We start from the raw sequence: 25,149 nt of genomic DNA on the forward strand, positions 1-25,149 counted from the left end.
AAAAGAAGTTGCCCAGCAGCAGAAAATTGATGCGATGTTCTATGTTATGTAGTCAATATCTTCGTAATACTTGTAATTATACCAATGGAAAATAATAGAAGGTAAGCTACAAAAAAGAAGGCGAAGTTCACTCTCCAAAAACCCTTTAATACCTTATGGAAAATGATTTCTTCTTTTACCTTGTAATGGACAAGGACCACGACGAATGCGTTGATGATCATGATGAGCATGATCACCCAAAGAATTTGCTTATCCCAAATTGTAATGATCAAATAATGGACGGATATTACGAACAGCAGCGTACTCATGTCCATTGCAAATTGAACGGAGCGCCTATGGTTTCCAGTGAATTGTTTGGCACTTATAAAAAAAAGTATATACCCTACGAAAGGCAAGGTAATGAATATCGCGGCAAGGCTTGAAACTACGTACGGCACATTCTCATCCCCCCTGAGACTCTTTTCCTTTGACCATCTTATATAGAGAAGACGTCAGGGAATCACTTTTCCCTTTACTCTTTGCCTCCGAGAGGATATGACCCAAAATAGCATCAATTTCCGTTTTACGGCCATTTTCTAAATCTTTTAGCATGGACGATCGATTTTCCGCAGTTGCCATACAAATGGATTTCACATGTTCAAATGACTCATCCTTATTTTGAACTTCCAAAATACAGGAGATTTCTTTAAAAAGATCTTGAAATAATTGGTAGTAAAAGGAGTTAGTGATTAAACCGCCATTTTCCACACCAAGTATCGCTGTTAATGGATTTATCACGGCATTAACGACAAGCTTATCGATAAGCATCGAGTGAAAATCCTCACTCTTCGTAAAAGGAAAATGATCGATCCTTTCATTCACTAACGATAGTTGCTCAAGTTCCCCTTTAAAGGAAGCGATCCTTGTAATGCCGAGCCCTGTATGCTCCACGGTATTCTCGTCATGTTTCAATGCCCCATGCTCCACTACCCCCACATATATGGTCGGGGATTGAAGCTGCTTTAAATAAGAAATATGCCCATAGCCATTCTGCAAGAATAGCAATGGAACCTGAATACCTTCGATGCTAGGCAGTATTTGCGGCAGGTGATATTGCTTGACGGCCAATATAAGAAGATCCACATCTGATATCCCATCATCCAGACCCTTAGAAATGATGCCTGTCAGCAGCCTGCTTTCACCATCCGCAATAAGTCGGATTCCATCACATTGGATGATGGACGCCTGATCCGCAGTATGTGTATAGAGAGTCACACTATGCTTTTCACTTAAATGAGACGCAAACAGCAGCCCGATGGCCCCTCCCCCAATGATTCCAATTCTCATAATACCCTTCCTTACTTTTTGAAATATATTTACTATTTTATCACATTATCTTTTTTATCCTGCACCAATTTTCCATCGTTGGAAAACGCCGCCAATCTGATTGAATGAACTTGAACTGCCATCAATAAGGCTCACCATAAATATCAAGGGAAAGAATGATTAATACTCCATTGAAGATATTTTCTTCTTTAAGCGTTAATTTAATGGTATATTAGATACGAAAAGCTTAGCCAATTTGAAGACTTTATAGGAACAAAAGATAACTCCAATCTCAACCCACGGGAAATTGAAGGGAAAAGGGCGGGGGATAAAAGGCTATAAGCGTTTAGTCAGCTGGGATAAGTCGATGATGTCATACTAGATTTAACCTAAGCTGAAATTCCACATGGTAAAGATCAGTGGGATGACTTTCAAAGGTTACTATCGGAAGAGGTTTATCAGAATTAAGGGGGAGCTTTTTTATGGAATACAAGGTGGAACGATTACTTGTAAATTTTAAAACGCTTGAGGAATTCAAAAAATTCAAAGAATACGGGATACAGGAACTGTCCATGCTAGATGATTTAGAGGGTAACATCATCGAAAATGACAGCCAATCACCTTTTTACGGAATCTTTTATGGCGACAAACTTGTAGCCCGCATGAGCCTGTATAAAAGAAGCGCTAAATTCGACCAGTATTTTGACAATTCCAGGGACTTCCTTGTTCTTTGGAAACTTGAAGTCCTGCCTAACTATCAGAAAAAAGGTTATGGAAGAGCTTTGGTCGAATTCGCCAAAAGCCTGAACATGCCTATCAAAACCAACCCAAGAGTTCATTCACAAGACTTTTGGAAAAAGATGGGTTTTTCTGCTGTTTCCTATGATTTGGACAGGGACCTCGGAGAAAACCCGCTGATTTGGAGCCCATTTGACATACAAGATAATAAAGAAATAGATACACAAGAATAAGGAAATATCAAGAAAATGCGGGCGGATTTTCCCACCCGCATTTTTTATTTATTGACTCTTTCCAGATTACCATTCTTATCCATTTGAAAACTCACCTTCGGGTTCGCCTTTTCGTCCTCTTGTACACTAAGTTTTCTTGCGCGCTCCATAATCTGCATTAACGCACGATAATCTTCCTCAACAGCTTTCAGGTTTTCTTTAAGCAAAACATTCTCTTCCAGTAATCGGACATTTTCCCGTTCAAGAAATAGGGACCGCTCAGAAATCCGTTCTTTTTCCTTATTATCAAGCTGAAAGAATTCATCCATTTTGGTTAAATATAATATAACTTCCTGAAGGGTAATAGATTCTTTATCTTCATGCTCGGTCGTCTTTTCTTCAATCGTGACATTTTCCACCGCTGCAACCGAATCCCTTTCCATTTCAGGGTTATTGACTACCTGTTCTTTCCTTTGTTTTTTCGCCAGCTCTATCCCTGATTTATATTGCTTCCTTACAAATGAATTCCAACGGAACCCACAAGCAGCAGATGTCCTCGATAACTGTTTCCCCACTTCTTCAAACGCCTTTAATTGTGTACTGCCTTCTCGTATATGCCTTAGTACCACTTCAGCCAACAACAGATCCTCATCATGAGTCCATGCATCTTGTCTCGCAATCGTCATCTCTCTACCTCCCAGCAAGTTTTAATTCATAATATGCACATGCTAGGAAAGATAGAAGATATATAGAGCGTGTAATATTTATTTTTTCTTATTTAAAAAACGATCGACTGCAGCATGATGCTCATCACTCGCCCACAGTTTAGAACATTCCCGGATTTCCGCATCCATTCTTCCTTTTAGCCCGCTACCCTGCCATTTATGGACCAGCAAGCGTTTATAGGCCATCAATACCCCTGTCTCATGGCGAAGAAAATCTTCCGCGAACCTTTCCCATCCATCTGTACCTTCTCCAACTATCTCATCTACGAAACCAAATTCCTTTGCTTCCTCAGCTTTATGTATTTTTGCATCCAATAATAGCTTTAGCGCTTTTTGCTCTGGTATTTTTTCAAGTAAAAGTGAAGCTCCGCCCCAGCCTGTCGTTATCCCTAGTGTACCTTGTACAAACCCTAGCTTAACTTCGCTCTTTGCTAACCTGAAATCACAAGCTGTCGCTATTTCACATCCCCCGCCGAAAGCACTTCCATTGATGAGCGCTATTGTTGGTTTTGGGAAAACTGCTAGTTTATACAGAATTTCACCCATTTTCGATAACATAGCAAAGGCCTCTTCTTCTGTATGCAAATCCTGAAATTCCCTTAGATCCCCACCTGAACAGAATGCCTCAGAGCCCGCCCCTGTTAGGACTAGCAACTTAACTTCATCATCGCATGCAGCTTCTGACAATATCGACTCAAGTTCGTCCATCAATTGATAATTCACGGCATTCCTTTTCTCCGGTCTATTAAATAGGAGCTTCATGAAACCGCGTTTATCTTTTTCAACTTCAATCACCTGATCCATGTAAACACCTTCTCCAAAATCATCGGAAAACATAGATGATTCAAAATATTCTGCCAAATTCATTTGTAAAAAAAGCACAGAGAAAAATCCCTGCGCTTTGATTAGCGTGTTGCATCAAGAAAGCAAAGCTCTCAAGTAGGTCAAGAAATTATTTTGCGACAACTTCTTTTCCTTTATATGTTCCACATTCTTTACAAACGTGATGTGAAAGAGTCATTCCACCACAGCTCGGGCATTCTACCATACCAGGTACTTGAAGCTTGAAGTGCGTACGACGTTTTCTTTTTACAGTTTTCGACGTTCTTCTAAAAGGTACAGCCATTATTCCCACCTCCTTAAAAAATATAAAAAAGCTGGAAAAATCGGATTAACGATTTTTCGTTCCAATCAAGATTCTTTATTGTTGTCAAAAAAGTCGGCAAGCTTTGCAAATCTCGGATCAACCTTATGCTCATTTTCCTCTTCAGAAATAAGAGCCCAGTCTTTCCCGGATTGAGGAGCAGCTTCGTTCGAATCGACATCCTCACAAAAAACCTGCATCGGAATTTCTAGCAATAAATTTTCTTTAATTACCGGTATTAGGTCTACAACGTCACCTTCCACAACAGTGACATCATCTCCGTAGAAATCAGCGTCATCTGCCTTTAAAAGAAAGGTTTCCTTTGTATCAATATCAATCGGATATTTAACGTCTACCAGTGTACGGGAGCAAGGTAATGTTAATTCACCTGAAAGATGCAAGTGAAAAGTAATCTCGGTCGAACTGATATCAGCTCTTCCTGCTACTCTGATCGGAGAAACATCGCGAATTTGCGGGTCTCTTTCTCTAATGTCCAAGACATCCACCAGTTCATCAAACCGTAAATCTTTGTCCCGAATTTTTTGAAGTTGACTAATCGTCCATTTCAAATGAAATCACCTCAAGGCAACAAAAATAATTATAGCTTTCAATTATAAGTTTGTCAATATTTTTTCTTTACACTATAATGTAGTCATCCTAACTAATTGTCTAAGTTTAAGGATCATTTCAGAAACAAAAAATCCGGACGATTACTTATAGTAATTTTACTTGAAATACTATTTTAGCACTAAGTTGATAAAATACAAAGTTTTTCTCTGAGGTGAACGAATGAAAGCTTGCGGTTTAGTAGTCGAATATAACCCTTTTCATAATGGACATGTTTTACATGCAAGAGAAAGTAGAGAAAAAACAGGGGCAGATGTTGTGGTGGCTGTTATGAGCGGGCCCTTCTTACAGCGTGGCGAACCCGCTATCGTCAGCAAGTGGACACGTGCCGAAATGGCTTTGAATGGCGGCATAGATCTTGTCATTGAGCTGCCCTATGCTTTCGCGACACAGAAGGCGGAAATATTTGCAAAAGGATCTATTTCCCTTTTAGAATCCCTTGGCTGTGACTCCTTTTGCTTCGGAAGCGAGGATGGCAGAATTGAACCGTTCATCACCGCCCACAGAATTCTTTCGGATAATTCCGCTGCATTCGATGCCGCAATTAAATCGGCTATGGATGCCGGTAATAGTTATCCGGCGAGTGCTGCCCAGGCTTATCGATCGATCATCAATGATGATGCGGGATTGGATTTGACGAAGCCAAATAATATTCTTGGAAAGGAATATGTAAGTGCTGCACTTTCAAACGGCTACTCCATTCGCCCATATACAATTCAAAGGGTCGCTGCCGGATACCATGAAACAAAGTTGTCCAAAGACCCTATTGCCAGCGCAACGGGGATACGTAAAGCTATCCATGAACACCAGGAATTACATTCTGTTTCCAGTTATATTCCTCAGCCGACGATGAGTGGTCTTGAGCAATATTTAACGCACTACCATGCCTTACATGACTGGGAAATGTATTGGCCCATGTTGAAATACCGAGTCTTTTCTTCCTCTTTAACCGAATTGGCAGGGATATACGAAATTGAGGAAGGCATAGAACACCGAATAAAGGAGATGGCCAAACAATCTTCGAGCTTTTCTGGATTCATGGCAGCACTGAAGACAAAACGCTACACATGGACACGACTACAACGGATGTGTGTCCATATATTGACCCATACATTAAAGGAACAGGTGATTCACAATGACCAACCAGCCTATATCAGACTTCTTGGCATGAATGGCCGAGGACAAGAATATCTTCGCACTGTAAAAAAAGGCTTACCCCTCCCGCTCATCTCTAAACTTTCGTCCTATCAGAAGCAGGACATCGATACGGACTTGCGAGCGGCACAGGTGTATGCACTGGGCTTGCCCGAACCGCATCAAGCTGCATTGATGAAACGGGAATATGAATCTCCCATCATTTCCAAATGAAGAATGGTTTAAGCTTGGCCCGTCCACCCTTTAGAGTAAACTCCTAATCATCAAAAAAAAGCGCAAACAGTAGATGACTGCCTGCGCTTTTTTTCATTTTTCTTTTCCATTCAGTTTCGTTAAATAGGCTATTGCATCCTCAAAGTTGTCAACCGGCACGATCTTCATGTCCGTGTCGATATCCTTTGCTGCAATGAGTGCATCTTCATAATTCGAACCTGCTGCTCCGTTTTCATTTGGGGCAAAGAATATTTCGGCTCCAGATTTATCTGCTGCAACTATTTTCTGTTGGATCCCGCCAATTGGACCGACTGTCCCATCATCAGACAACGTTCCTGTACCAGCTATATCATAGCCATTTGTAAGATCGCCTTTTGTCAATTGATTATAAATCTCCAATGAAAACATTAAACCAGCTGAAGGACCGCCTATTTGTTCTGAATCTATGGCAATCGCCGGTTTTGTGGTCACTTTTCGGTTATCATCCAGCGAAATGCCTATTCCAACCCTATTTGGGTCATTTTTAAAAGGCTGCAATGCAAGAACGGCCGTTTTCTCCGTCTCTTCCCGCTTATACACTATTTTAACTTCATCTCCAGCCTTCTTTCCGTTAATATAGTCCATGAATTCCTGTGCAGACTTGAATTTAACATCATCGACCTGAATGATTTGATCGCCCGCTTTCAGCTCTTTAACTGCCGGCATTCCTTCTAGCACGTCCAAAACATATACACCCAGGTACTCGTAATCGACTTCTTTCCCAGCTTTTTCATATGCGATCTGAATGGCATTATTTTTAGAACCATCCATTAAGTGCAGCTGCCTAATATTATATTCTTCATCTGTTTCATCTTCGCTTCGAATGGAGGTTTCCGGATAAAGCTCCTGATATTTGCTCCATTTCGCCAGCATGTAGGAATATATATTCGCCCGGCCCATCCTTACAGTGGTTAACATAAAGCTTCCTTTTGCTTCATCTCCTCCTGATACCTCAATGATTGGCTCCAATTCTTTAGCCATTCCTGGTTTAGATACATAAAAAGGTAGGGAATAAAGGGCTGATGCTATGAGAAGTATAGCCACCACCAGGAAAGTGCGTACATATATTTTACGGCTCATCTTCAAAGGACTCCTTCCAAGTAACAATGCTCTGCTTAATTTGATCTATCTTTCCTCTTGCAGCTTCTTCTCCAATACTAATTATTTCCTGTACGTTTGTAAATGATTTCGAGCTGTATTTCTCAACCCTGGGGCGTATCATGACGTCTGAAGCAAACTCCCTGCTTTTAACCAGCTCCATTTGCAGGATATCGAGACTTTGCATGATGACGTCATAGATGGAGTTTATCTCCATATCCTGTTTCACGTGGGCTACATCCACACCAATTATGATGTCTGCTCCCATATCTTTCACTACTGAAACAGGAACCCTGTCAACAACGCCGCCATCAACAAGCAGCCGGTTTCCGATTTTTTCAGGAGTGAAAATGCCGGGAATGGAGATGCTTGCCCTTACAGCCGGTGCGATGGGACCTTCCTGAAAAATGACTTTTTCCCCCGTTTTTATATCAGTGGCGACCACGGCCACAGGAATATCAAGTTCTTCAAATTTTTTACCATATGTAAATACCCTGATTAAATCCTTTGTCCGTTTACCCGAAATGAAGCCCATTTTAGGTATGGTGAAGTCTAAATAATACTTTCTCTTAAATGCACGGGACAACTTATACAGCCTCTCGATATCCGAACCCGCTCCATAAAATGCAGCCACCATAGCTCCCATGCTGCTTCCAGCAATCATATCTATTGGAATGCCTTCTTGCTGTAATACCTTTATCACGCCAATATGTGCAAACCCCCTCGCTCCTCCTGACCCAAGTGCAAGCCCGACCTTTGGTTTCGACAAAGATATCCCTCCCGCTATAACTAGTTCAAAATATTGAAATAACACTCATTCAAAGTTATGGTCTTAAACGGATTTATAGAAGCATATTATTTATATTGACAGTGAAACAAGCACGGCAAATGTAAACTATGTAGCCAATGAAAAAGGCTGCATTGAAATTCCATTGTGCGGATCATTCTCATTTATATATGTCGGTACAATCCACATTCCATCATGCGCTTACTTTCGAGAAAAGGAAGTTCATATTTTATTATATACGAAACGAACTGCCCTTATTTAGTAACCTTCAAGAGGAGGCTGAATTTTGCTAAAATCAAAATCTAAAACAGTACTGTTAGCTACCTCCGTCACGATGATGGCAGTTGGCTTGATCATCTTCCCCCAAGAATCCTTTGAAGCTTCCAAAGGCGGACTGAATATTTGGTGGACAATTGTTTTCCCTTCACTTCTACCTTTCTTGATTTTCTCGGAGTTATTAATCAGTTTTGGGGTTGTCAGGTTCATTGGCGTCATGCTTGAACCATTTATGCGTCCCTTATTCCGTGTACCAGGAGTAGGCGGTTTCGTTTGGGCGATGGGACTTGCATCAGGGTTTCCAGCTGGAGCGAAATTCACTGTAAGGCTTCGTCAGGAAGAACAATTGACCCGCATTGAAGCTGAAAGACTCGTTTGTTTTACTAATTCATCTAATCCATTGTTCCTGTTCGTTGCCGTTGCCGTTGGTTTTTTCCACAATCCTCATTTAGGTATCATCCTTGCACTTTCCCACTACCTAGGAAATTTTTGTGTAGGTATCATCATGCGTTTTTACCGTTGGAAAGAAGAAAAATCCCATACAAAAGTAATGACCAAGCTCCCCTCCATAAGACAAGCCTTTAGCCAAATGCATCGAACCAGAATAAAAGAAACAAGACCATTTGGCAGTTTACTTGGAGATGCGGTACTCTCATCCATTCAAACCCTATTAATGATCGGGGGGTTCATCATTCTCTTTTCGGTGGTGAACAAGCTTTTATTTCATATGAACATTACCGAATTGCTAGCATCTGGGGTCGGAGGAATTTTACATATTTTTAATTTCCCCAATTCCTTAAGCCTTCCCTTCATATCAGGCATGTTTGAAATGACTCTTGGTTCAAAATTAACCAGTACGGTCGAAGATGCGACACTCTTTCAGCAAACTGTGATGACAAGTTTCATCTTAGCTTTCAACGGTTTCAGCATTCAAGCGCAAGTTGCCAGCATCATTGCCGCAACAGACATTCGTTTCACTCCCTTTTTTCTGGCTAGGATAGCACATGGCCTTCTGGCATCCATTATTACCGTCTTGCTTTGGGAACCATTCTATAAAGGCAATATGTACAGCGGCAGCCCGATAAACGCATTCCCAGTCAGTGGATCCGGTGAACACGCGAATTCCCTATATCAGAACATGCTTGATTTCGGCCCCATTCTAACACTCGTGTTTTTGTTCCTATACATCATCATATTTACCAAAAGGCTATTCAAAGGCCTTCCGTAAACCGAAAAAAGAGCATTGCGCGTTGGCAATGCTCTTTTTTCTATCCTTTTAGTTCCTCATACTTTTTGGCCAGAGCTTTCTGGACGACGCTTGGCACCAGTTCGGAGATATCCCCGCCATACTTCGCAACCTCTTTCACAATACTTGAACTCAAGAAAGAATATTGATTTTTCGTCATGATAAAGAATGACTCTATTTTATTGTTAAGGAATCGGTTCATCGAAGTTCCCTGCATTTCATATTCAAAATCGGAAGTCGCCCTCAATCCCCTGATGATGGCATTCGCGGAAACGCTTTCAGCATAGTCGACCGTCAATCCCTGATAGAAATCCACTTTAACATTCGGCATATGGGCAGTGGCTTCAGTAATCAATTCCAGTCTCTCCTCCACTGTAAAAAGTGAATTTTTCGCTGAATTGTTCACGATTACCACATATACCTCATCAAAAACATTCGCTCCCCTTTGAATGATATCAAGATGACCAAATGTTATTGGATCAAAACTCCCCGGACAAATCGCTATTTTGGACATTCATAGTTCCCCCTGTTCGTGTACGTTTCCCCATTGATAAATCGTAACGGCAATGACGCCATAAACTTCTTTTCTCTTAACGGTAAAGTCACCAACTTTTTCTGGCAATGTAACATCATGGCCATGCTCACAAACAATGTATCCCATATCGTTCAGCAATCGGTATTTATGTATTTCTTCAAGAATCTCGACTAGCTTTTGTTTCTTATAAGGTGGATCAAGAAAAATCAATTCAAAAGTCATTTCCCTTTTCACCAAAGCCTTCAGTGCACGCTCTGAATCATTTTTATAAACTTCTGCACGGTCTGAAAACTTGCATAGTTCCAAATTTGCCTTAACCGTTTGATTTGCTTTAAAATCGCGGTCGACAAATATAGCTTTATCCATGCCTCTGCTTAACGCTTCAATTCCCAGTCCACCGCTCCCGGCAAACAAGTCGAGGACCAGCCCTCCTTCGAAATAAGGACCAATCATGTTGAAAATGGATTCCTTGACTTTATCAGTTGTCGGCCGGGTTCCCGTACCCGGTACAGCCTTAAGTGGTCTTCCTTTGCAAATTCCGGAAACGACCCTCATCATCCTCACCACATTTTATGACAAATTTCTGTTACTTTCCTATCCTAACATATTAGAAAAAGCTAGCCAATATTTAAACCCATTCGGCTTCATTTCCAAGATGTAATCAACTTATCATTTCGGACCATGGAAAGAAGATATCCATTCTTTTTATAAATCTTTTGCATTTTGAATAATAAAGTGGTTTTTGGCAATAATGTGAATAACAACATTCCTTTTTAGGTGTTGTTGCCAACCGCGGAGAAGGCTTACGTTTCCCCATAAGTTCTTCCTCCGGTTTCTCCTCTCCCTTTGCCTTCTGGTCCTTAGTTAGACATAGAAGGACCCTGCATATTTTTGCAGGGCTTTTTTTTATTGATAAACCTCCGATATCTAATTTCCTTTGTTATGATTCGTCAATGAAGTTGTCCTTCTCTTTTATGAGGGATAATGATAAAGTAATGAATAATAAGTTAGTTAGGAGAGGTTTAATTGATTCAACGTTTTATTGAAATTGGACAAGGATATTCCGATATATATGAGTTGCTGGAAGTAGGTCGCAATCAGAAACATCGAGTTGCAAGGCTTTTGGCCATGCATACTACTATAAATGATAAAAAGGTAACATCATTGGTTATCGTCATGCAGCCCACAGATCCTGGGAAATTCCAGCCGCTTTACATTTGCCGTGAAGGTATACCGAACCCTCATGCCACCAAAAACAAACGCTATGAGCTTTTTGAGAACTTGGCGGAGGAACTGGATAGACCAATTATTGAAATCGACGTGAAACCTTCGGTGCTCTTTGCAGAAATCGAGTTGTACTACCAACACTTAATCGGCATTTTGCGTATGAATAGATATCTGCCCCCATTAAGTTGAAAGATGTTGATGCCCTGAATTGAAAAAGGCTGACTCCGCATGAGTCAGCTTTTTTCAAATTCCCATTTTATAATCATATTCCTTCGCTTTATCCGGTTTGGAGTTTTCGAACTCCACCTTCAAAAAAGGCTTGTAAGAAAGGTCCACTTTTTTAACGAACGAATAATTATTCAGCTTTTCCACTAGTGGTTCCACTTCATCCATATTCGTATAAAGCACTACATATTTCAACTTTTTTGAAACATAATGGATATTCCCAAATTTCCTAAGCATTTTGGCTTGTTTTAATGTATGTAAATAGACGATGATTCCCTGTCTCGCTCCAAGCATATCAATAACTCCCTTTTATAAAGGTTTTAACTAAGTGTAGCACAGCAGAATCTTTACTTTCAACCAAGAAAAAAAGATTATAAACAAAATTCTCTCACTATTATGAATATATACACTGTGAAGGGGGCCAAACAAACGATGGATTTAAACCAAATTTGGCATCAATTTATTGATCATCTATTAGATAATGATGAAATTACCCAAGCTTCGATAAAAAAAATCACAGGTATACCATTTATATATATCCATTATCATCCGGCACAAAATGATAATAGTCAGCTTTCTTTCTTAATAAAAAAAGCCGCAAGCCTTTCAATGCGTGGCAAGCAGCTTCATTGTGAAACCATTTTCGTACGGCAAGAAGAACATTTATATGTATTCCGGCATCGTTTTTATGTGCCGCAGCAAAAGATGTTTTGCTGCGGCAACCTATGTCCGGATTGTATTTTATATCGCAGTTAATCACTTTGTAACGTGTCCGGAATAAAAATGATAAAAACAAGGTACAAGGAAGGATCTTTATACATTCATCGGTTCATTGACCCACTGTCTCGACGAAGGTTCCTTACATGACACAGCCACCGAACTCGTAATAATGTCGAAATTCGATGGCTGCATGTTCTTATATACCGGCCTAAATGTTCACGATCTGGCCATTACCTTAAGCAGAGCATCCACAACTTCCGCCGGTTCCGCAGCTTCCCGTTGAACATCCACCGGATGAAACAAAGAATGGATTCCCCGCTGGGGTTTTGACCTGTTCAGAAACCGCTCGGCCAATTCTTCCGCTTATTTCATCAAGAACGGATTGCAATTCGGTCTCCGCCCGTTTAAACTCAGCAATGGCAGGATGCATATCCATGTCTCGTTTAGCTTGCCTGGTTTCTAAATTGATGCGTTTATAATCCGGATGATATTTACCGAACCTTTGAACATCTTCAAATAGATCCTTTAGCGAAGTAAACTTGGATATTTTCCGCTGGGCCTCTTTGTCGCTTTGTAATTTATATAAACTAAGGAGATATTCTTCCCCTATTTCAGAATGAAGGATCATTTCAGCTAATCCATCAGCCTGTTGTAAAATGTCGATGATTTCCATAGTAGCAAGCATTAACAAGCTCACCTCCACAACCATTTTACCATTTCTCCCTTTTAGATGCTAATGGTTTGATTAAATCGAGGAAGTGATATGTACCTCAATCTCTTTTTGCAACCCTGTTTTTTCACCTGAACCATTCAAAACCTCAAGCTTTATTTTATGCATGCCATTCGGGACATCCTTTAAGATAAATGCTGCCGTTTTCATATCGACTTTCTTTTGATTATCAATAAATACGGACACAGTTGCCAATTGATCAGGATTTGATTCAGAAAAACCATAATTCTTCAAATAGCACTCTACATAGACAGAGTTGCCTTTTACAAAAGTTTTAACCCGAAAGTCCTCATCTGAATTTCGGATGCTCGATACAGTGGTGGCAGCTTTAAGAGTAGATTCAGCTTGCGTGGCTACTCCTGAATTTTCAGGTTCCGGTATTTTCTTTCCACAACCCGATGCTGCCATCAACACTGCTAGAGCCAATATCAACTTTCTCATTCCATCGTCCCCCTTTTGCCTTTATTGTTCGCCAAAAGGAGTAATTTACTCTTATTTTCTTCATTCACCTGGAACATTCATCGCTTGAAACATATGAAGCATCATGGAGGCAACCTGGACGCTTTCCGAAAATTTAGAGACCCGATGTGGAATCGACTTCTCAAAATAATATTTCGCTTCGGTTTCAAACACATCCACTTCATGGGGATTACGCATTAACCTTTTGTACCATGCAGGCTGAATCCTCAAGTAATTTCGCATATCTTCGTTTGTTTGAATGAATTCATATATATTCTGACGCATGAAAAACCCTCCTTAATCCTTGGTGAATAAAAAAGGGTTAGCTCTCTGCTCTTTTTCTTTTGGGGGAGGACTGGTATCACCTGATTTATTCCCTTGGAAAGCAGATAGCACTCCTTGGATTGCACCGATGGCCTGATTGGCATTCGTAATATATTGTTGAATCTGCCCCATATCCATGTTTTTAACTGCACTCATTAACGAACCGATCAACTCAGTGCTTTGCCCTTCCTTTTCAACCGGCGGTGATGGGGATCCTGTATTCACTTTGTACTCACCCACACTGCCGTCAGCCTGCCAGCGTGGATGATCCTCTCCGAGTAAATACCACTCTTCAAAAAGTTCCTGCCAAGTTGCTTGTTTGCTTCTCACTTCATTCACTAAATGAGGATGTTCCTTAACAAACTTCCGAAATGCATCCACGGAGGGCCGCTTTCTTTTCGCCATTACTCTCACCTCACACTTAGACATCGCCTATTGCACCATATGCTAAAGGTAAATAAAAAGTGCATAACATTCCTTTTCAAATGCAATCGGATTTCAATAGCATACTATTGAAAAAAAGGAGGTATTTTCATGTCGGATGCAAGTGATTTAATTAAAGACTTCCAGAACCTGGCTGAGTCTGCAGATGAAACTGAGTTATCTGTTTTATCAAGAATTGTTTCAGGGTTAAAAGCCAAAAGAGGGCAAAGGAAGCACTCTTATTTATCAAGCTTGCTGCAATTAAATAAGGATGTAAGCAATCAAGGGACGACGCCTACGATGACATGATGAATTGAACATTACGCATGGAGGCATGATAGCTGCCTTGATAGATTCAGGAATGGGGTACCCTTGCAAGCTCAACAGTTCCAAAAGGGTATGCTGCCGTGACTGCGGATATCCAAGTTCGTTATGTAAAACTCTCCATTGGCGATCGATTAACGTGTACATCGAATTAATACTGGGCAATTGATCATCATCGAGGGGAAGGTCCACCGTGATGATGGGGAACTTTGCGCTTATCGACAGGTAACTTTTTCAATTTGAAAATATAATCCAGAACAATAAAACGGACCCAAATCGGATCCGTATTTTTATCTCTTTATGAAATTCTGGATGTAATACTTTTTATATACCCCGACGCCCAGACCTGTAAATTCCTCGTTCAGCATCGCATCCCGATGCCCTTTGCTATTTAGCCAACCTTCCATGACTGCAGCTGCGTCCACATAATCAGCCGCTATATTTTCACCTGCTGCCCTGTATTTTACATGACCTGCATCGAGACGCTTTTCCAAATCCCCCTTTGTTTCAGAAACATGGGTTCCTTCAGGTGCGTCCGTCATTTCCCTGCTATGAAGGTAAGCAACCTCCGCAGTTGGGGCATCCCATTCTAAAGGCTTCAAATCAAACCTGCTGCGCATTATATTCGTAATATCGAATATTTGCTGCTCATTGCCATCTTCCACTTTCGCCAAGTCTTCAGCAGAAAGGTCCTTAACTGTCACAAGTTTACCCTGATAGGTCAACTCATACGGCTGTTGTTTCAATAGGGCGGAATCATTCAAAAATCGGATGCTTGAAACAGTCCCGGTGAATTTATCCAAATAAAGCTGAACATTAATATTCCCTAAATCAATCAACGGCCTCATGTTCATATCTTCCTCCGACAATTCAAAACGATAGGAACTGTCACCAACTTCAATATCAACAGTAGGTTCCACATACAAGCTGGAATAGATGGCATCAATCGATTGTCCAATTTTAAAAGGAGCGACATTGACCTCATCACCGATTCCATAAGCAGAAACCACTTCTTCATTTTCAACGGCTAATTGGAAATAATTATTATAGTCCTTTTTATAAACCCACCATTCATATCCATAAGCGGACATATCAATTCGATCTGGCTTACCGTATTCCTTTTCTATCTCTTTTGCATTTTTCCCGATTGTTACCGCCAGACCTTCTGTCACTTCAGCAATCCCTTCCTTTTCAGAGGAAGTGCTTTTTTCATTTATATGTCCATTGGGGTTAACACCTTTGTTACCATCAATAAGAGGGTTTCCTTCATCTTCTTCATCGCCGATATTAAGATAAATACCGATTACGAAAAAAATAATGATTAACACCAACACCTTACCTAAACTGCGCAGAGGAACACTCCCTCTCTCTATCTAATTTATGTACCCAATGCAAAAAACCTTTCTTTCCTGATTATATCACTGTTCAATCATAATTTTCTAATTTACGATAGACTGCCCCTTCATTAAATTTATTTAAAAAATGGAACTTTTGTGAATGATTAAAATACCATGGTTGAGTTCATTGCAACTTCCACCATTTCGTACTATTATAAAATATAGGATAAAATGGTATATTATAAACATACTTGGAGATTTTTAATATATTCATGTACATAATATTTTCCCGGTATGTCATTTTAATTCTCAATAGTAAACATAGGAGGTACTACTCGTGAAATTTGAAAGCTTTGGAATCGAAAACATCACAGCCGACTTAAACCGATTAGATGACCTAATGCCGCAATATGGTTTAATACGTGCAGAACAATGGGATTACGAAAGAGTCAGTTACGATCGTAAGTTCGAATTAAAAGAAGGCACGTTTTACCTGAGAATACTTGGCTATGCTACAGAGGGCGATGTAGGCGCTCACAGGGCCGTCATCAAACTAATGGTTCCTCTATTAGGAAAACACTATTATCCACACGGAGTTGAATATGGTGAAGGAGAGGATTTCCCTGTATCACTAGTTAAACAAAGTGAAAAAATCCTCGCTCAAATCAAAGAAGAACTTACACAATTCAACGGCCTGTAAAAGCCGTTAGTGAAAAGTAGGTACAAAGAGAGAGGATCATGTGTGATGCTCTCTTTTTTTTGTATCCATAACAAAAGCCTGATGCTTTTTTTGCACCAGGCTTTTTCATTATTTTAAAATCCTAGGATCGCCTTTATTAAAGATGTTGTTTCGCCGCCATGATATATCACATAAAGCAGGATGTAAACAGCTACTCCAGTAATCCCAGTGAAAAACCAAATGATGCTTGTCGCAGGCCCGATTTTTTTATGAATGGCGAATTTACCTTTAAACCCAGTGGTAAGCATGATGATCCCCAAAACAGCCCCAGTTGTTGCAAGCGTTATATGGAAAACCAAAAAAATCGTATAATAAATTTTAATGTCATCGGGGCCGCCAAATGACGTACTACCAATGAAGACCGTCCGAGAAAGATATATAGTGAAAAAGATTACCGCAAAAATCGCAGCTGCCATCATGGTTTTTTTATGGGTCTCGATTTTGCGTTGTTTAATTTGATACCAGCCTATTGCAACAGTGATGGCACTTAATACAATGAAGGCTGTACTTATCGTTGGAAGGATTGGTAAAGACATATGAATTGTAGTCCTCTCTATATTTATTAATCAACTACCATTTTATAAGAGGCAATCATAAAATTCAATAAAATCAAGGATTATTAACAGAATGCTCACTTTTATAGAATAGCCAAGTCAAATCACTGGCTATTTGCTTAAAATCGAAAATAAAGCAAAGGCAGATAAAAGACTTGTCCTCCCCAAGACAAGTCTTTTATCGTACAATTATTCTACAGTCTGAAAATCCGAAGGTATCGGATCAATATCATTTTGGCCGCCATTCTCCTTTTTGAACCAAGCAAAGAAAATGACACCTAATACATAGCCTAAAACGATTTCTTGAATCACCTTCATCAGAACCCCACCAAGCTGTTGATCCTCAAGCAATGGAAGTCCATTGAACATTTCTGGGCCACTGAGCGTTAAACCGGACAGTGCTGAAGCCGGAACACAAAGTTCCATGGCACTGGCCCAAGATTCCGCATTGGTAAATGTATCATACATTGGATCATTAGCAAAAATGATTAAAGCGCAAGCAGGGGTCATTAGAATGCCACTGCCGAAAATATAAGCTACTTTTTTCACACCTGACAAACTTTCACGTTCCGGCAGTTGATTGACAAGTGGGAACCACATCAAAACAGCAGTCGTAAATAAAAGGACCGTGTATCCGGCATGAAACCACATCCCCGTTTTGATAAAGTCGAACACTAACGGGATATGGTACAGCGAGAAAAGAACATTAAATAGTAAAAGGGCGATAAGAGGTCTCGTGAAAAATTGAAATAACGTCTTCACTCCCCTTGAATTTATGAAAGTTCTCATAAGCCAATCTGGAATCGCAATGATAAATAAAGGCGGAATCACGAGATAGAGCAGTGCCATTTGAAACATGTGGGCACTGAACATGATATGGCTCAATAAATCCAGTGGCGATCCTTTTACCACATATAGAAGGAACATGGCTATCAAAAAATAAGTTGCCTGTTTAACGGAAAGCGATGAACTGCCCGAAAACTTCTCCCCTTTTTTTGTCACCAGCCAAAAATAGCCAACGGTTATAAGTACGAGGGCGGCAAAGTAATAAGGACTCCACAAAGCGCGAAATCCGAAAATATCAATAGACAAAAAAATCACCTCGTTCATAAACTTTTCTTACTTTCATTATACCTAAAACGAAACATGGTAACAAATATAGATAAACCTGGATACTTTTTCTAGAAAAATAAAGAAAACCGGCTATCATTCAATAGCCGATTTCCTTTATGGTTTATAACCAAACAATCGTTGTGAACACAAGGACAGTTATCAAGCCTACTGCAAGTCCGGAAAATAAGAACAATGCAATGGTGCCATGCCCTTTATGCTTCATGTGCATGAAATAATACAATTGGAAAATCACTTGTACAACTGCCAGCAGCAAAATGACTGGTTTAATGAACCAATGTGAAAAACCCTCAATTCCTACTGCAGCAAAAGCAAGTAATGTAAAGAAAATCATAAGTGTAAATGATATCACTTGGTGTTTCATCTCTTCAGCATTTTTCTTACGGCGATATTTTAAATCGACATTCGGGTTCGCTGAATTTGATTGTTCATTCGCCATCAGTTATCCCACCATTCCCATTAAGTATACGACAGTAAAGATAAACACCCAGACTACGTCAATGAAATGCCAATAAAGACTCGCAACATAAAATTTAGGGGCGTTATATAAATTCAAGCCCCTTCTTGCATTACGCACCATAAGAGATATGATCCAAACCAGACCGAAAGCAACGTGTCCTCCGTGAAAACCAACTAACGTATAAAACGCGGAGCCGAAGGCACTGCTCGTAAATGTATGGTGGAATTCATGAACATAGTGATTAAACTCATAAATCTCGAGACCTAGAAAAGCAAAGCCAAGAGCAACCGTAATAACAAGCCATGCTTGCATTTGTTTAAAATGGTTATTTTTCATATGGTACATCGCATACACACTGGTTAATGAACTGGTCAATAACAGCATGGTTGCTACAAAAGTCAGTGGTAATTCGAATAAATCTTTAGCTAAGGCTGCATCACCATTTGGAACTTTATCCTTCAATGCAAGGTAAGTTGCAAAAAGTGAGGCGAATAGTACCGTCTCTCCACCGAGAAACAACCAGAATCCCAAATACTTATTTTTACCTTCTAAAGTCGCTTTCTCGGGAGAAGCAGGCCAAGTGGCATCCGTGAATCTTTCATCTGTTTGCATTATGCCTTACCTCCCTTGTCTTTATCGTCCATAAGGTCTTCTTTGTGGATGTGGAATCCATGATCGTCTTTAACTGAACGGATAAACATTGAAACGAATGTTATCAAAAGTCCAGCGATCATTATAGGCAGGGTCCATGTCTTATCATCCATGTTATATAAAGCACCGAATGCGGCAACAAATAGTCCTAAAGCAATCGTTAAAGGAAGTATAGATGAATTCGGCATATGGATATCCCCCAGTGGTTCTGCAGGAGTCATTTCCTTTTTCCCTTCCATTTTTTCAACCCAGTAAGGATCTAATCCGCGGACAAGCGGAAGTTGTTTGAAATTATAAAACGGCGGTGGTGATGGAATGGCCCATTCAAGCGTACGGCCGTCTCCCCATGGATCATTGCCGACTTTCTCATTTTTCACAGATGTAATGATTATATTGATGACCATTACCAAGACACCAAATGCCATTAAGAAGGCTCCAACTGTACTGATCATATTACCTGTATTGAGACCTTGATCGTCCAAGAATGTAAATACTCGACGAGGCATCCCCATCAAACCTAAGAAATGTTGAATGAAGAATGTTAAATGGAAACCGATCAAGAACGTCCAAAATGTGATTTGCCCCAATTTTTCACTTAACATTGTTCCAAACATTTTCGGCCAATAGAAATTAATTCCAGCCAATAAACCCAATACAACCCCACCAACGATTACATAGTGGAAATGGGCAACAACGAAATAACTATCATGGTATTGATAATCAGCAGGTGCAGATGCAAGCATGATACCTGTTACGCCACCCATGGTAAATGTAGGAATAAAGGCGACTGCATAAAGCATCGGTACCGTGAACTTGACGCTTCCTCCCCACATCGTAAAGATCCAGTTGAATATCTTAATACCTGTCGGTACAGCGATAGCCATGGTAGCCACGGCAAAGATCGCATTTGCGATAGGTCCTAAACCAGTGGTAAACATATGATGCGCCCAAACCATGAAACCTAAGAAACCGATTAAAACGGTCGCAAATACCATCGATGAATAACCAAACAATCTTTTTCTGGAGAATGTAGCAAAAATTTCGGAAAAAATACCGAAAGCCGGAAGAATCAGGATATATACTTCGGGGTGACCGAATATCCAGAATAAATGCTCCCAAATGATCGTATTCCCGCCTGCTGCTACATCAAAGAAATTCGAGCCGAACATCCTGTCGAACATCATTAACACCAATCCCACGGTAAGCGGAGGAAAAGCGAATAATATCAATGCGGAAACAACGAAAGTTGACCATGTAAACAGCGGCATACGCATATATGTCATACCAGGCGTACGCATATTAATAATGGTTACAAGGAAATTGATCCCTGCAATTAATGTTCCCAAACCTGATATCTGTAATCCCAGGACGTAGAAATCAATACCATGGCCTTCGGAGTGAAGGGAAAGTGATGCATATGATGTCCAGCCTGCATCGGGAGCCCCCCCTAAAAACCATGAAAGATTCAGAAAGATTCCTCCAAAGAAAAACAACCAAAAACCTAACGAGTTCAAAAATGGAAACGCTACATCACGTGCCCCTATCTGTAAGGGTACAACCGCATTCATTACAGCAAACACCAATGGCATAGCCGCCAGAAATATCATGGTCGTACCGTGCATGGTTAAAATTTCATTATAAAATCCGGCACTTACGAAGTCATTATTTGGGATTGCAAGCTGGATACGGATAAACATCGCTTCCAAACCGCCGATTACAAAGAATAACCCGCCAGAGATAAGATATAAAATGGCGATTTTCTTATGGTCTACCGTCGTCAGATAATCCCAAATCGTAGCGCCAAATCCTTTTTTATTAGCGTACGTACTCACGATTTAACCTCCTTAATCAATGTTCTATTTGTCTTCCACCTTAAGCTCTAAAAGATAAGCTGCCAGTGCATTAATATCTGAATCTGAAAGTTCGCCGTAAGTACCGGTCATCGTGTTGCCCGGTTTATACTTCTCAGGATCCTTGATCCATTTCTTCACATTCTCTTCCGTATGATCCAATACGCCAGCTACTTTTTGACGCTCACCGAATGTAGCCAGATTCGGAGCCTGACGAGCAGCCTCAGGCCTGCTGTCATTTGGTGTCACCGCATGGCAGCCTATACAACTTTGATTAAAGACATCTTCACCCTGTTTGGCTAGATCACCTTCAACGACAGGTTCCTTTGCAGCTTTCATATCTTTAGTCCATGCTTCAAAATCGCTTTTAGACTTCGGTACGACCTTAAAATCCATCAAAGCATGTGAAGGACCGCAAAGTTCAGCACATTTTCCGTAGAACAAGTTGTTCGAATCTTCTGCCTTTTCACTGTCGAATTCTAAGAAAAACTGATTGACCCCTTCAGTATTTGTATCCATCTTTCCTCCGACAGACGGTACCCAGAATGAATGCTTAACATCGGAAGCAGTTAGATTGAAGTACACTTTTTGATCTGTTGGCACAACCAAATCCTGACTTGTTACGACGCCAAGGTCTGGATATTCAAACTCCCACCAATATAGGTTCGCCCTAACATTCACGACAAGTGCATCCTTCGTTTTTCCATCCTTATCTTTCTTATCCATTGCCTTTGTGTCGGCTAAGTCGAAAGTCGTGACGACGGTTGGAACAGCCAGAACAATTAAAAGAAGGATAGGAATAACAGTCCAGATAATTTCGAGTTTATGACTTCCTTCAATTTGTTTCGGTATTGTTTCGTCGCCTTCCTTCCGGCGGAAGCGTAGTAAAACTACAACGAACAAAATAATCACAACAATAATAACCAGTACCATGATTAGTGTACTCAATATCAGTAAGTCATACTGAGATTGCGCAACATCGCCAGCTGGCTTCAGCGCGGATAGAAATGGTTCGCCGCATCCCGAAAGGACAAGTCCTACAATACCCAGCAGAGCAATTAGGCGCCATTTGTGCAGCCTTTTTTTCATAGCTTCAGAAACCCCTCTTTCGTCAAAATTTTCTCACAAAAATAAAAATGGGCGCAATTGCGAATATTCTCTCTATGTCAATTTCTAAAAAGAAAGAATCCCTAATCTAAGGAATTATGAAGATGATTCATGTAACCGCTCTTATGTATGACCTTGTTGGTTCCGTTAATATGTATGAATAGCGGTCAGTGCATTATTTATCAGTAAGCTGGAGCCTGTAAAAGAACAGGCCGCCAGCTTATTTAAACCAAAACTAGATGAGTGTGACAATAACCATCGCTACAAATAAAATGGTCATATAATTTAAAGAATATACAAACATGGATGTTGCCCATTTAACATCATCTTTCTTTTTATACCCCTTAATTCCTAAAATAAGCCAACCTGTGCTCAATAATGCAGCAAGAATAACTAGCGGAGTTCCTAATGGAGTTAAAAAGAAAGGAACGAACATTAAACAGACAATCCATAGCATAATCGATCTTTTTGCGGCCTTGAACCCTTTTACGACCGGAAGCATGGGTACCCCAGCTGCACGATATTCTTCGACACGCCTCATGGCAAGTGCATAAAAATGAGGAGGCTGCCACAAGAACATGATCGCAAACAGGACCCAGGCGATCTTATCAAGGCCCGGGTCGACTGCAGCCCACCCGATAAGTGGAGGCACCGCTCCCGATATACTGCCTATAATCGTATTCGAGACAAATCTACGTTTGAAAACCATGGTATATAAAACAACATAGGCGAAGACGCCGAATGCACCTAGTATGGCAGTTGTCATATTAGTCAATGCAAGTAAAATCAGCCCTGCAGCAATTAAGCCGAAACTTAACGCCAATACCTTTGAAGGCTGTACTTTCCCAGTAACCGTTGGACGGTTTTTCGTTCTTTCCATTAAATGATCGATATCACGGTCATAATAATTATTGAAACTGCAAGATCCCGCCATTATGAGCGCCGAACCTGCAAGTGTATAAAACACTACATCTAGATTGCTTAAGAAGCTAAGTCCCGAAAAATGAAGAGCTAACCACACGCCGGTAAAAGCTGTAATTATATTTGAATTGACAATCCCCACTTTTATAAGTGCGAGAAAATCCTTCCAAGCTGTTGTTTCAGGTATATCCGATTGAAGGGCGGCTTTACTGTCCTCCATGACAGCTTCTGACAAACCCCTTGTTTCTGACATTTGTTTTCCTCCTTTAAATCATTCAGCACAGACGCAAATGCAAAAAAAATACTTACATATGCTATAGAACATTATTTCATACTTTTTGATATTTGTAACCAAGGAAGCGTAAACAAAAAGTAAATTATTTACCAATGACCGTTGTCAATGGAATCCATCGAGAGCTATCATTCTTAATATCATGCTTAATAACAGTAAAATTTAGTAAAATCATTTCTTCAATATATTAAAACACATTTTTGGAAGCTTTTGTGAAAATTTTTCCGATATTTTTTGACCAATTTGTGTCTCAATAATTTACTGCTCTTGTAAGATGTTCATCAAGAACATGAATAGTATGCTATTATCATCATCCCCTAGGCTCTATCCCTATTTTGCTCCTACTTGAAGGTTTACACTCCCTTTATTTCTATCAAAGTCTTTTGTAACTTTCAACTATTTCAGGCATTTTAATTAATAGTTATAATATTAACTGAACTTGTAAAATCATTCTATTTTGTGTAATATCGAGGAAGTTCGACAAATATTATGAAAAATCTTATGCTATTATTAATTTTATGGAACAACCCTAATTTGCTACAGAGAAAAAGGTGGGACTACTAGTGAAATCGTCTCTTAAATGGTTTGCTGTTTTAACAACGATTGTAATGCTTTTCATCTTACTTGGTGGAGCTTTAGTCACGAAGACGGATTCCGGCATGGGATGCGGCAGGTCCTGGCCATTGTGCAATGGCCAATTGATCCCGGACAAAATCACGATTGAATTGGTCATTGAGCTTTCCCATCGACTCGTTTCAGGTGCTGGAGGATTCTTGGTTTTAATTTTATCGTATATGTCTTGGAGAAAAATCGGCCATATCCGTGAAGCACGTTTTTTATCAGTCCTTTCTTTTGGTTTTCTGTTACTGCAAGGGTTGATCGGAGCCGCTGCCGTCATTTGGTCACAATCCGATTTCGTCCTTGCCCTTCATTTTGGCATATCGCTCATTTCCTTTGCTGCCGTCTTTTTACTGACACTGTTGATTTTTGAAGTAGACAAGAAGTTCGAAGCCGAAAAACTTATAGTTGACAAACGAATGACATTCCATATTATTGGCGTATTGATTTTTTGTCTGGTAGTTGTATATACGGGTGCTCTTGTAAGGCATACAGAATCAAGTCTTATCTGTAAGGATTGGCCTTTATGTGTAAATGACAGTCTTGCACTCCCCTCCAACCTTTATGAATGGATTCAAATGGGTCACCGTGCAATGGCAGGCGCTATTTTCATTTGGGTAACATATGTGGCTTATATCGCAAAAAAACATTACAAAAATCAAAAAGTTTTATATGGCGGTTGGATTGCTGCATTCATTCTCGTATTTTTACAGGTTACCGCTGGAGCCTTTATCATTTTCTCAAGGCAAAACTTATATATCGCATTGACACACGCATTATTCATTGCCTGCTTTTTTGGTGTAATGAGCTATTTGATGCTATTGACATCAAGAAGCAAAAAAAATGCCCTAGCCAAGCAAAAAGGGAGCTCCACGCACACAGTCAAAGGACAGGATGAACAGGATATAACACCAACGGTACCCGCCCGTTAATGTCTGATTGTTCAATCAATAATAT

General features: G+C 40.2%; 31 protein-coding genes. 8 read left to right on the forward strand and 23 right to left on the reverse strand.

Annotated elements, in window-relative coordinates:
* Positions 1 to 44: 44 nt before the first annotated feature.
* On the reverse strand, positions 45 to 437 hold the full coding sequence (locus Q8G36_RS06305) for a DUF3397 domain-containing protein (RefSeq protein ID WP_305159324.1): 393 nt from the start codon (positions 435 to 437) through the stop codon (positions 45 to 47).
* 4 nt (positions 438 to 441) lie between these two features.
* Complete coding sequence (locus Q8G36_RS06310; protein WP_305159323.1) at positions 442 to 1,326, reverse strand: 2-dehydropantoate 2-reductase; 885 nt, start codon at positions 1,324 to 1,326, stop codon at positions 442 to 444.
* A 461-nt stretch (positions 1,327 to 1,787) separates the two neighbouring features.
* Here Q8G36_RS06310 and Q8G36_RS06315 point away from each other — a divergent pair, with 461 nt between their 5' ends.
* The gene (locus Q8G36_RS06315) at positions 1,788 to 2,276 is read left to right on the forward strand and encodes an N-acetyltransferase (RefSeq protein WP_063231944.1); all 489 of its coding nucleotides are present in this window, start codon (positions 1,788 to 1,790) and stop codon (positions 2,274 to 2,276) included.
* Positions 2,277 to 2,320: 44 nt separating this feature from the next.
* On the opposite strand, the gene Q8G36_RS06320 is transcribed toward Q8G36_RS06315, so the two are convergent.
* The 4 genes from Q8G36_RS06320 to Q8G36_RS06335 all read right to left on the reverse strand — a co-directional run bounded on the left by Q8G36_RS06320 (position 2,321) and on the right by Q8G36_RS06335 (position 4,693).
* Complete coding sequence (locus Q8G36_RS06320; protein WP_305159322.1) at positions 2,321 to 2,941, reverse strand: RsfA family transcriptional regulator; 621 nt, start codon at positions 2,939 to 2,941, stop codon at positions 2,321 to 2,323.
* 78 nt (positions 2,942 to 3,019) lie between these two features.
* Positions 3,020 to 3,784 carry an enoyl-CoA hydratase/isomerase family protein gene (locus Q8G36_RS06325; RefSeq protein WP_305159321.1) on the reverse strand — a complete coding sequence of 255 codons (765 nt, stop codon included), beginning with the start codon at positions 3,782 to 3,784 and terminating at the stop codon, positions 3,020 to 3,022.
* Positions 3,785 to 3,932: 148 nt separating this feature from the next.
* Positions 3,933 to 4,106 carry a 50S ribosomal protein L32 gene (gene rpmF, locus Q8G36_RS06330; RefSeq protein WP_034313929.1) on the reverse strand — a complete coding sequence of 58 codons (174 nt, stop codon included), beginning with the start codon at positions 4,104 to 4,106 and terminating at the stop codon, positions 3,933 to 3,935.
* Between the two features lie 65 nt (positions 4,107 to 4,171).
* Positions 4,172 to 4,693: a YceD family protein gene (locus Q8G36_RS06335; protein WP_305159320.1), complete on the reverse strand. Its 522-nt coding sequence runs from the start codon at positions 4,691 to 4,693 to the stop codon at positions 4,172 to 4,174.
* A gap of 220 nt (positions 4,694 to 4,913) precedes the next feature.
* On the opposite strand from Q8G36_RS06335, the gene Q8G36_RS06340 reads away from it, so the two are divergent.
* Positions 4,914 to 6,119, forward strand: a complete 1,206-nt coding sequence (locus tag Q8G36_RS06340) for a nucleotidyltransferase (RefSeq protein ID WP_305159319.1) — start codon at positions 4,914 to 4,916, stop codon at positions 6,117 to 6,119.
* Between the two features lie 93 nt (positions 6,120 to 6,212).
* Here the strand turns inward: Q8G36_RS06340 and Q8G36_RS06345 are convergent, their stop codons facing one another.
* Positions 6,213 to 7,238, reverse strand: a complete 1,026-nt coding sequence (locus Q8G36_RS06345) for a SepM family pheromone-processing serine protease (RefSeq protein WP_305159318.1) — start codon at positions 7,236 to 7,238, stop codon at positions 6,213 to 6,215.
* On the reverse strand, positions 7,228 to 8,025 hold the full coding sequence (locus Q8G36_RS06350) for a patatin-like phospholipase family protein (RefSeq protein ID WP_076366700.1): 798 nt from the start codon (positions 8,023 to 8,025) through the stop codon (positions 7,228 to 7,230). Before Q8G36_RS06350 ends, Q8G36_RS06345 begins: the two co-directional genes overlap by 11 nt.
* A 304-nt stretch (positions 8,026 to 8,329) precedes the next feature.
* Here Q8G36_RS06350 and ylbJ point away from each other — a divergent pair, with 304 nt between their 5' ends.
* The gene (gene ylbJ / locus Q8G36_RS06355; protein ID WP_305159317.1) at positions 8,330 to 9,547 is read left to right on the forward strand and encodes a sporulation integral membrane protein YlbJ; all 1,218 of its coding nucleotides are present in this window, start codon (positions 8,330 to 8,332) and stop codon (positions 9,545 to 9,547) included.
* 40 nt (positions 9,548 to 9,587) lie between these two features.
* Here the strand turns inward: ylbJ and coaD are convergent, their stop codons facing one another.
* Together coaD and rsmD are read right to left on the reverse strand one after the other, a co-directional pair.
* Positions 9,588 to 10,079, reverse strand: a complete 492-nt coding sequence (coaD, locus tag Q8G36_RS06360) for a pantetheine-phosphate adenylyltransferase (RefSeq protein WP_034313942.1) — start codon at positions 10,077 to 10,079, stop codon at positions 9,588 to 9,590.
* Entirely contained in the window at positions 10,080 to 10,655 is a 576-nt protein-coding gene (rsmD, locus tag Q8G36_RS06365) for a 16S rRNA (guanine(966)-N(2))-methyltransferase RsmD (protein WP_034313946.1), read from the reverse strand.
* 471 nt (positions 10,656 to 11,126) lie between these two features.
* On the opposite strand from rsmD, the gene Q8G36_RS06370 reads away from it, so the two are divergent.
* Positions 11,127 to 11,516, forward strand: coding sequence for a DUF7147 family protein (locus Q8G36_RS06370; protein ID WP_305159316.1), 390 nt, complete (start codon positions 11,127 to 11,129; stop codon positions 11,514 to 11,516).
* 54 nt (positions 11,517 to 11,570) lie between these two features.
* Here the strand turns inward: Q8G36_RS06370 and Q8G36_RS06375 are convergent, their stop codons facing one another.
* Positions 11,571 to 11,846, reverse strand: coding sequence for a YlbG family protein (locus Q8G36_RS06375; RefSeq protein WP_048684554.1), 276 nt, complete (start codon positions 11,844 to 11,846; stop codon positions 11,571 to 11,573).
* Between the two features lie 138 nt (positions 11,847 to 11,984).
* Here Q8G36_RS06375 and Q8G36_RS06380 point away from each other — a divergent pair, with 138 nt between their 5' ends.
* Positions 11,985 to 12,308 (forward strand): hypothetical protein, encoded by a 324-nt coding sequence (locus Q8G36_RS06380; RefSeq protein ID WP_305159315.1) that lies wholly within the window; start codon positions 11,985 to 11,987, stop codon positions 12,306 to 12,308.
* A gap of 199 nt (positions 12,309 to 12,507) precedes the next feature.
* Here Q8G36_RS06380 and Q8G36_RS06385 read toward each other — a convergent pair whose 3' ends face one another.
* Genes Q8G36_RS06385 through Q8G36_RS06400 form a run of 4 tightly spaced genes read right to left on the reverse strand, consistent with a single transcriptional unit; the run spans position 12,508 to position 14,190 of the window.
* On the reverse strand, positions 12,508 to 12,957 hold the full coding sequence (locus Q8G36_RS06385) for a YlbF family regulator (protein ID WP_305159475.1): 450 nt from the start codon (positions 12,955 to 12,957) through the stop codon (positions 12,508 to 12,510).
* A gap of 60 nt (positions 12,958 to 13,017) precedes the next feature.
* The gene (locus Q8G36_RS06390; RefSeq protein ID WP_305159314.1) at positions 13,018 to 13,443 is read right to left on the reverse strand and encodes a hypothetical protein; all 426 of its coding nucleotides are present in this window, start codon (positions 13,441 to 13,443) and stop codon (positions 13,018 to 13,020) included.
* A 60-nt stretch (positions 13,444 to 13,503) separates the two neighbouring features.
* Positions 13,504 to 13,746, reverse strand: a complete 243-nt coding sequence (locus tag Q8G36_RS06395) for a YlbE-like family protein (protein ID WP_305159313.1) — start codon at positions 13,744 to 13,746, stop codon at positions 13,504 to 13,506.
* Positions 13,747 to 13,758: 12 nt separating this feature from the next.
* Positions 13,759 to 14,190 (reverse strand): YlbD family protein, encoded by a 432-nt coding sequence (locus Q8G36_RS06400; protein WP_305159312.1) that lies wholly within the window; start codon positions 14,188 to 14,190, stop codon positions 13,759 to 13,761.
* 129 nt (positions 14,191 to 14,319) lie between these two features.
* On the opposite strand from Q8G36_RS06400, the gene Q8G36_RS06405 reads away from it, so the two are divergent.
* Positions 14,320 to 14,517, forward strand: a complete 198-nt coding sequence (locus tag Q8G36_RS06405) for a hypothetical protein (RefSeq protein ID WP_305159311.1) — start codon at positions 14,320 to 14,322, stop codon at positions 14,515 to 14,517.
* A gap of 305 nt (positions 14,518 to 14,822) precedes the next feature.
* Here Q8G36_RS06405 and Q8G36_RS06410 read toward each other — a convergent pair whose 3' ends face one another.
* Entirely contained in the window at positions 14,823 to 15,860 is a 1,038-nt protein-coding gene (locus Q8G36_RS06410) for a CAP domain-containing protein (RefSeq protein WP_305159310.1), read from the reverse strand.
* A 346-nt stretch (positions 15,861 to 16,206) separates the two neighbouring features.
* Here Q8G36_RS06410 and Q8G36_RS06415 point away from each other — a divergent pair, with 346 nt between their 5' ends.
* The gene (locus Q8G36_RS06415) at positions 16,207 to 16,569 is read left to right on the forward strand and encodes a YugN family protein (RefSeq protein WP_305159309.1); all 363 of its coding nucleotides are present in this window, start codon (positions 16,207 to 16,209) and stop codon (positions 16,567 to 16,569) included.
* Between the two features lie 113 nt (positions 16,570 to 16,682).
* Here the strand turns inward: Q8G36_RS06415 and Q8G36_RS06420 are convergent, their stop codons facing one another.
* From Q8G36_RS06420 to cyoE, 7 genes are all read right to left on the reverse strand, one after another.
* Positions 16,683 to 17,144 (reverse strand): DUF420 domain-containing protein, encoded by a 462-nt coding sequence (locus Q8G36_RS06420; RefSeq protein WP_034313975.1) that lies wholly within the window; start codon positions 17,142 to 17,144, stop codon positions 16,683 to 16,685.
* 207 nt (positions 17,145 to 17,351) lie between these two features.
* A complete protein-coding gene (gene ctaG, locus Q8G36_RS06425) occupies positions 17,352 to 18,263 on the reverse strand; it encodes a cytochrome c oxidase assembly factor CtaG (RefSeq protein ID WP_336622953.1) in 912 nt (303 codons plus the stop codon).
* A 133-nt stretch (positions 18,264 to 18,396) separates the two neighbouring features.
* Entirely contained in the window at positions 18,397 to 18,732 is a 336-nt protein-coding gene (gene ctaF, locus Q8G36_RS06430; protein WP_048684534.1) for a cytochrome c oxidase subunit IVB, read from the reverse strand.
* Between the two features lie 3 nt (positions 18,733 to 18,735).
* On the reverse strand, positions 18,736 to 19,365 hold the full coding sequence (locus Q8G36_RS06435) for a cytochrome (ubi)quinol oxidase subunit III (protein ID WP_048684533.1): 630 nt from the start codon (positions 19,363 to 19,365) through the stop codon (positions 18,736 to 18,738).
* Positions 19,365 to 21,236 carry a cytochrome c oxidase subunit I gene (gene ctaD, locus Q8G36_RS06440; protein ID WP_305159307.1) on the reverse strand — a complete coding sequence of 624 codons (1,872 nt, stop codon included), beginning with the start codon at positions 21,234 to 21,236 and terminating at the stop codon, positions 19,365 to 19,367. Before ctaD ends, Q8G36_RS06435 begins: the two co-directional genes overlap by 1 nt.
* A 24-nt stretch (positions 21,237 to 21,260) precedes the next feature.
* The gene (gene coxB, locus Q8G36_RS06445) at positions 21,261 to 22,343 is read right to left on the reverse strand and encodes a cytochrome c oxidase subunit II (RefSeq protein WP_137018819.1); all 1,083 of its coding nucleotides are present in this window, start codon (positions 22,341 to 22,343) and stop codon (positions 21,261 to 21,263) included.
* Positions 22,344 to 22,596: 253 nt separating this feature from the next.
* The gene (gene cyoE / locus Q8G36_RS06450; RefSeq protein WP_251427660.1) at positions 22,597 to 23,535 is read right to left on the reverse strand and encodes a heme o synthase; all 939 of its coding nucleotides are present in this window, start codon (positions 23,533 to 23,535) and stop codon (positions 22,597 to 22,599) included.
* Between the two features lie 602 nt (positions 23,536 to 24,137).
* Here cyoE and Q8G36_RS06455 point away from each other — a divergent pair.
* On the forward strand, positions 24,138 to 25,124 hold the full coding sequence (locus Q8G36_RS06455; protein WP_305159306.1) for a COX15/CtaA family protein: 987 nt from the start codon (positions 24,138 to 24,140) through the stop codon (positions 25,122 to 25,124).
* Positions 25,125 to 25,149: the final 25 nt, after the last annotated feature.

Origin of the sequence: Peribacillus frigoritolerans, assembly GCF_030676415.1 — a bacterium.
In the GTDB taxonomy this organism is placed as follows: Bacteria; Bacillota; Bacilli; order Bacillales; family DSM-1321; genus Peribacillus; species Peribacillus frigoritolerans_A.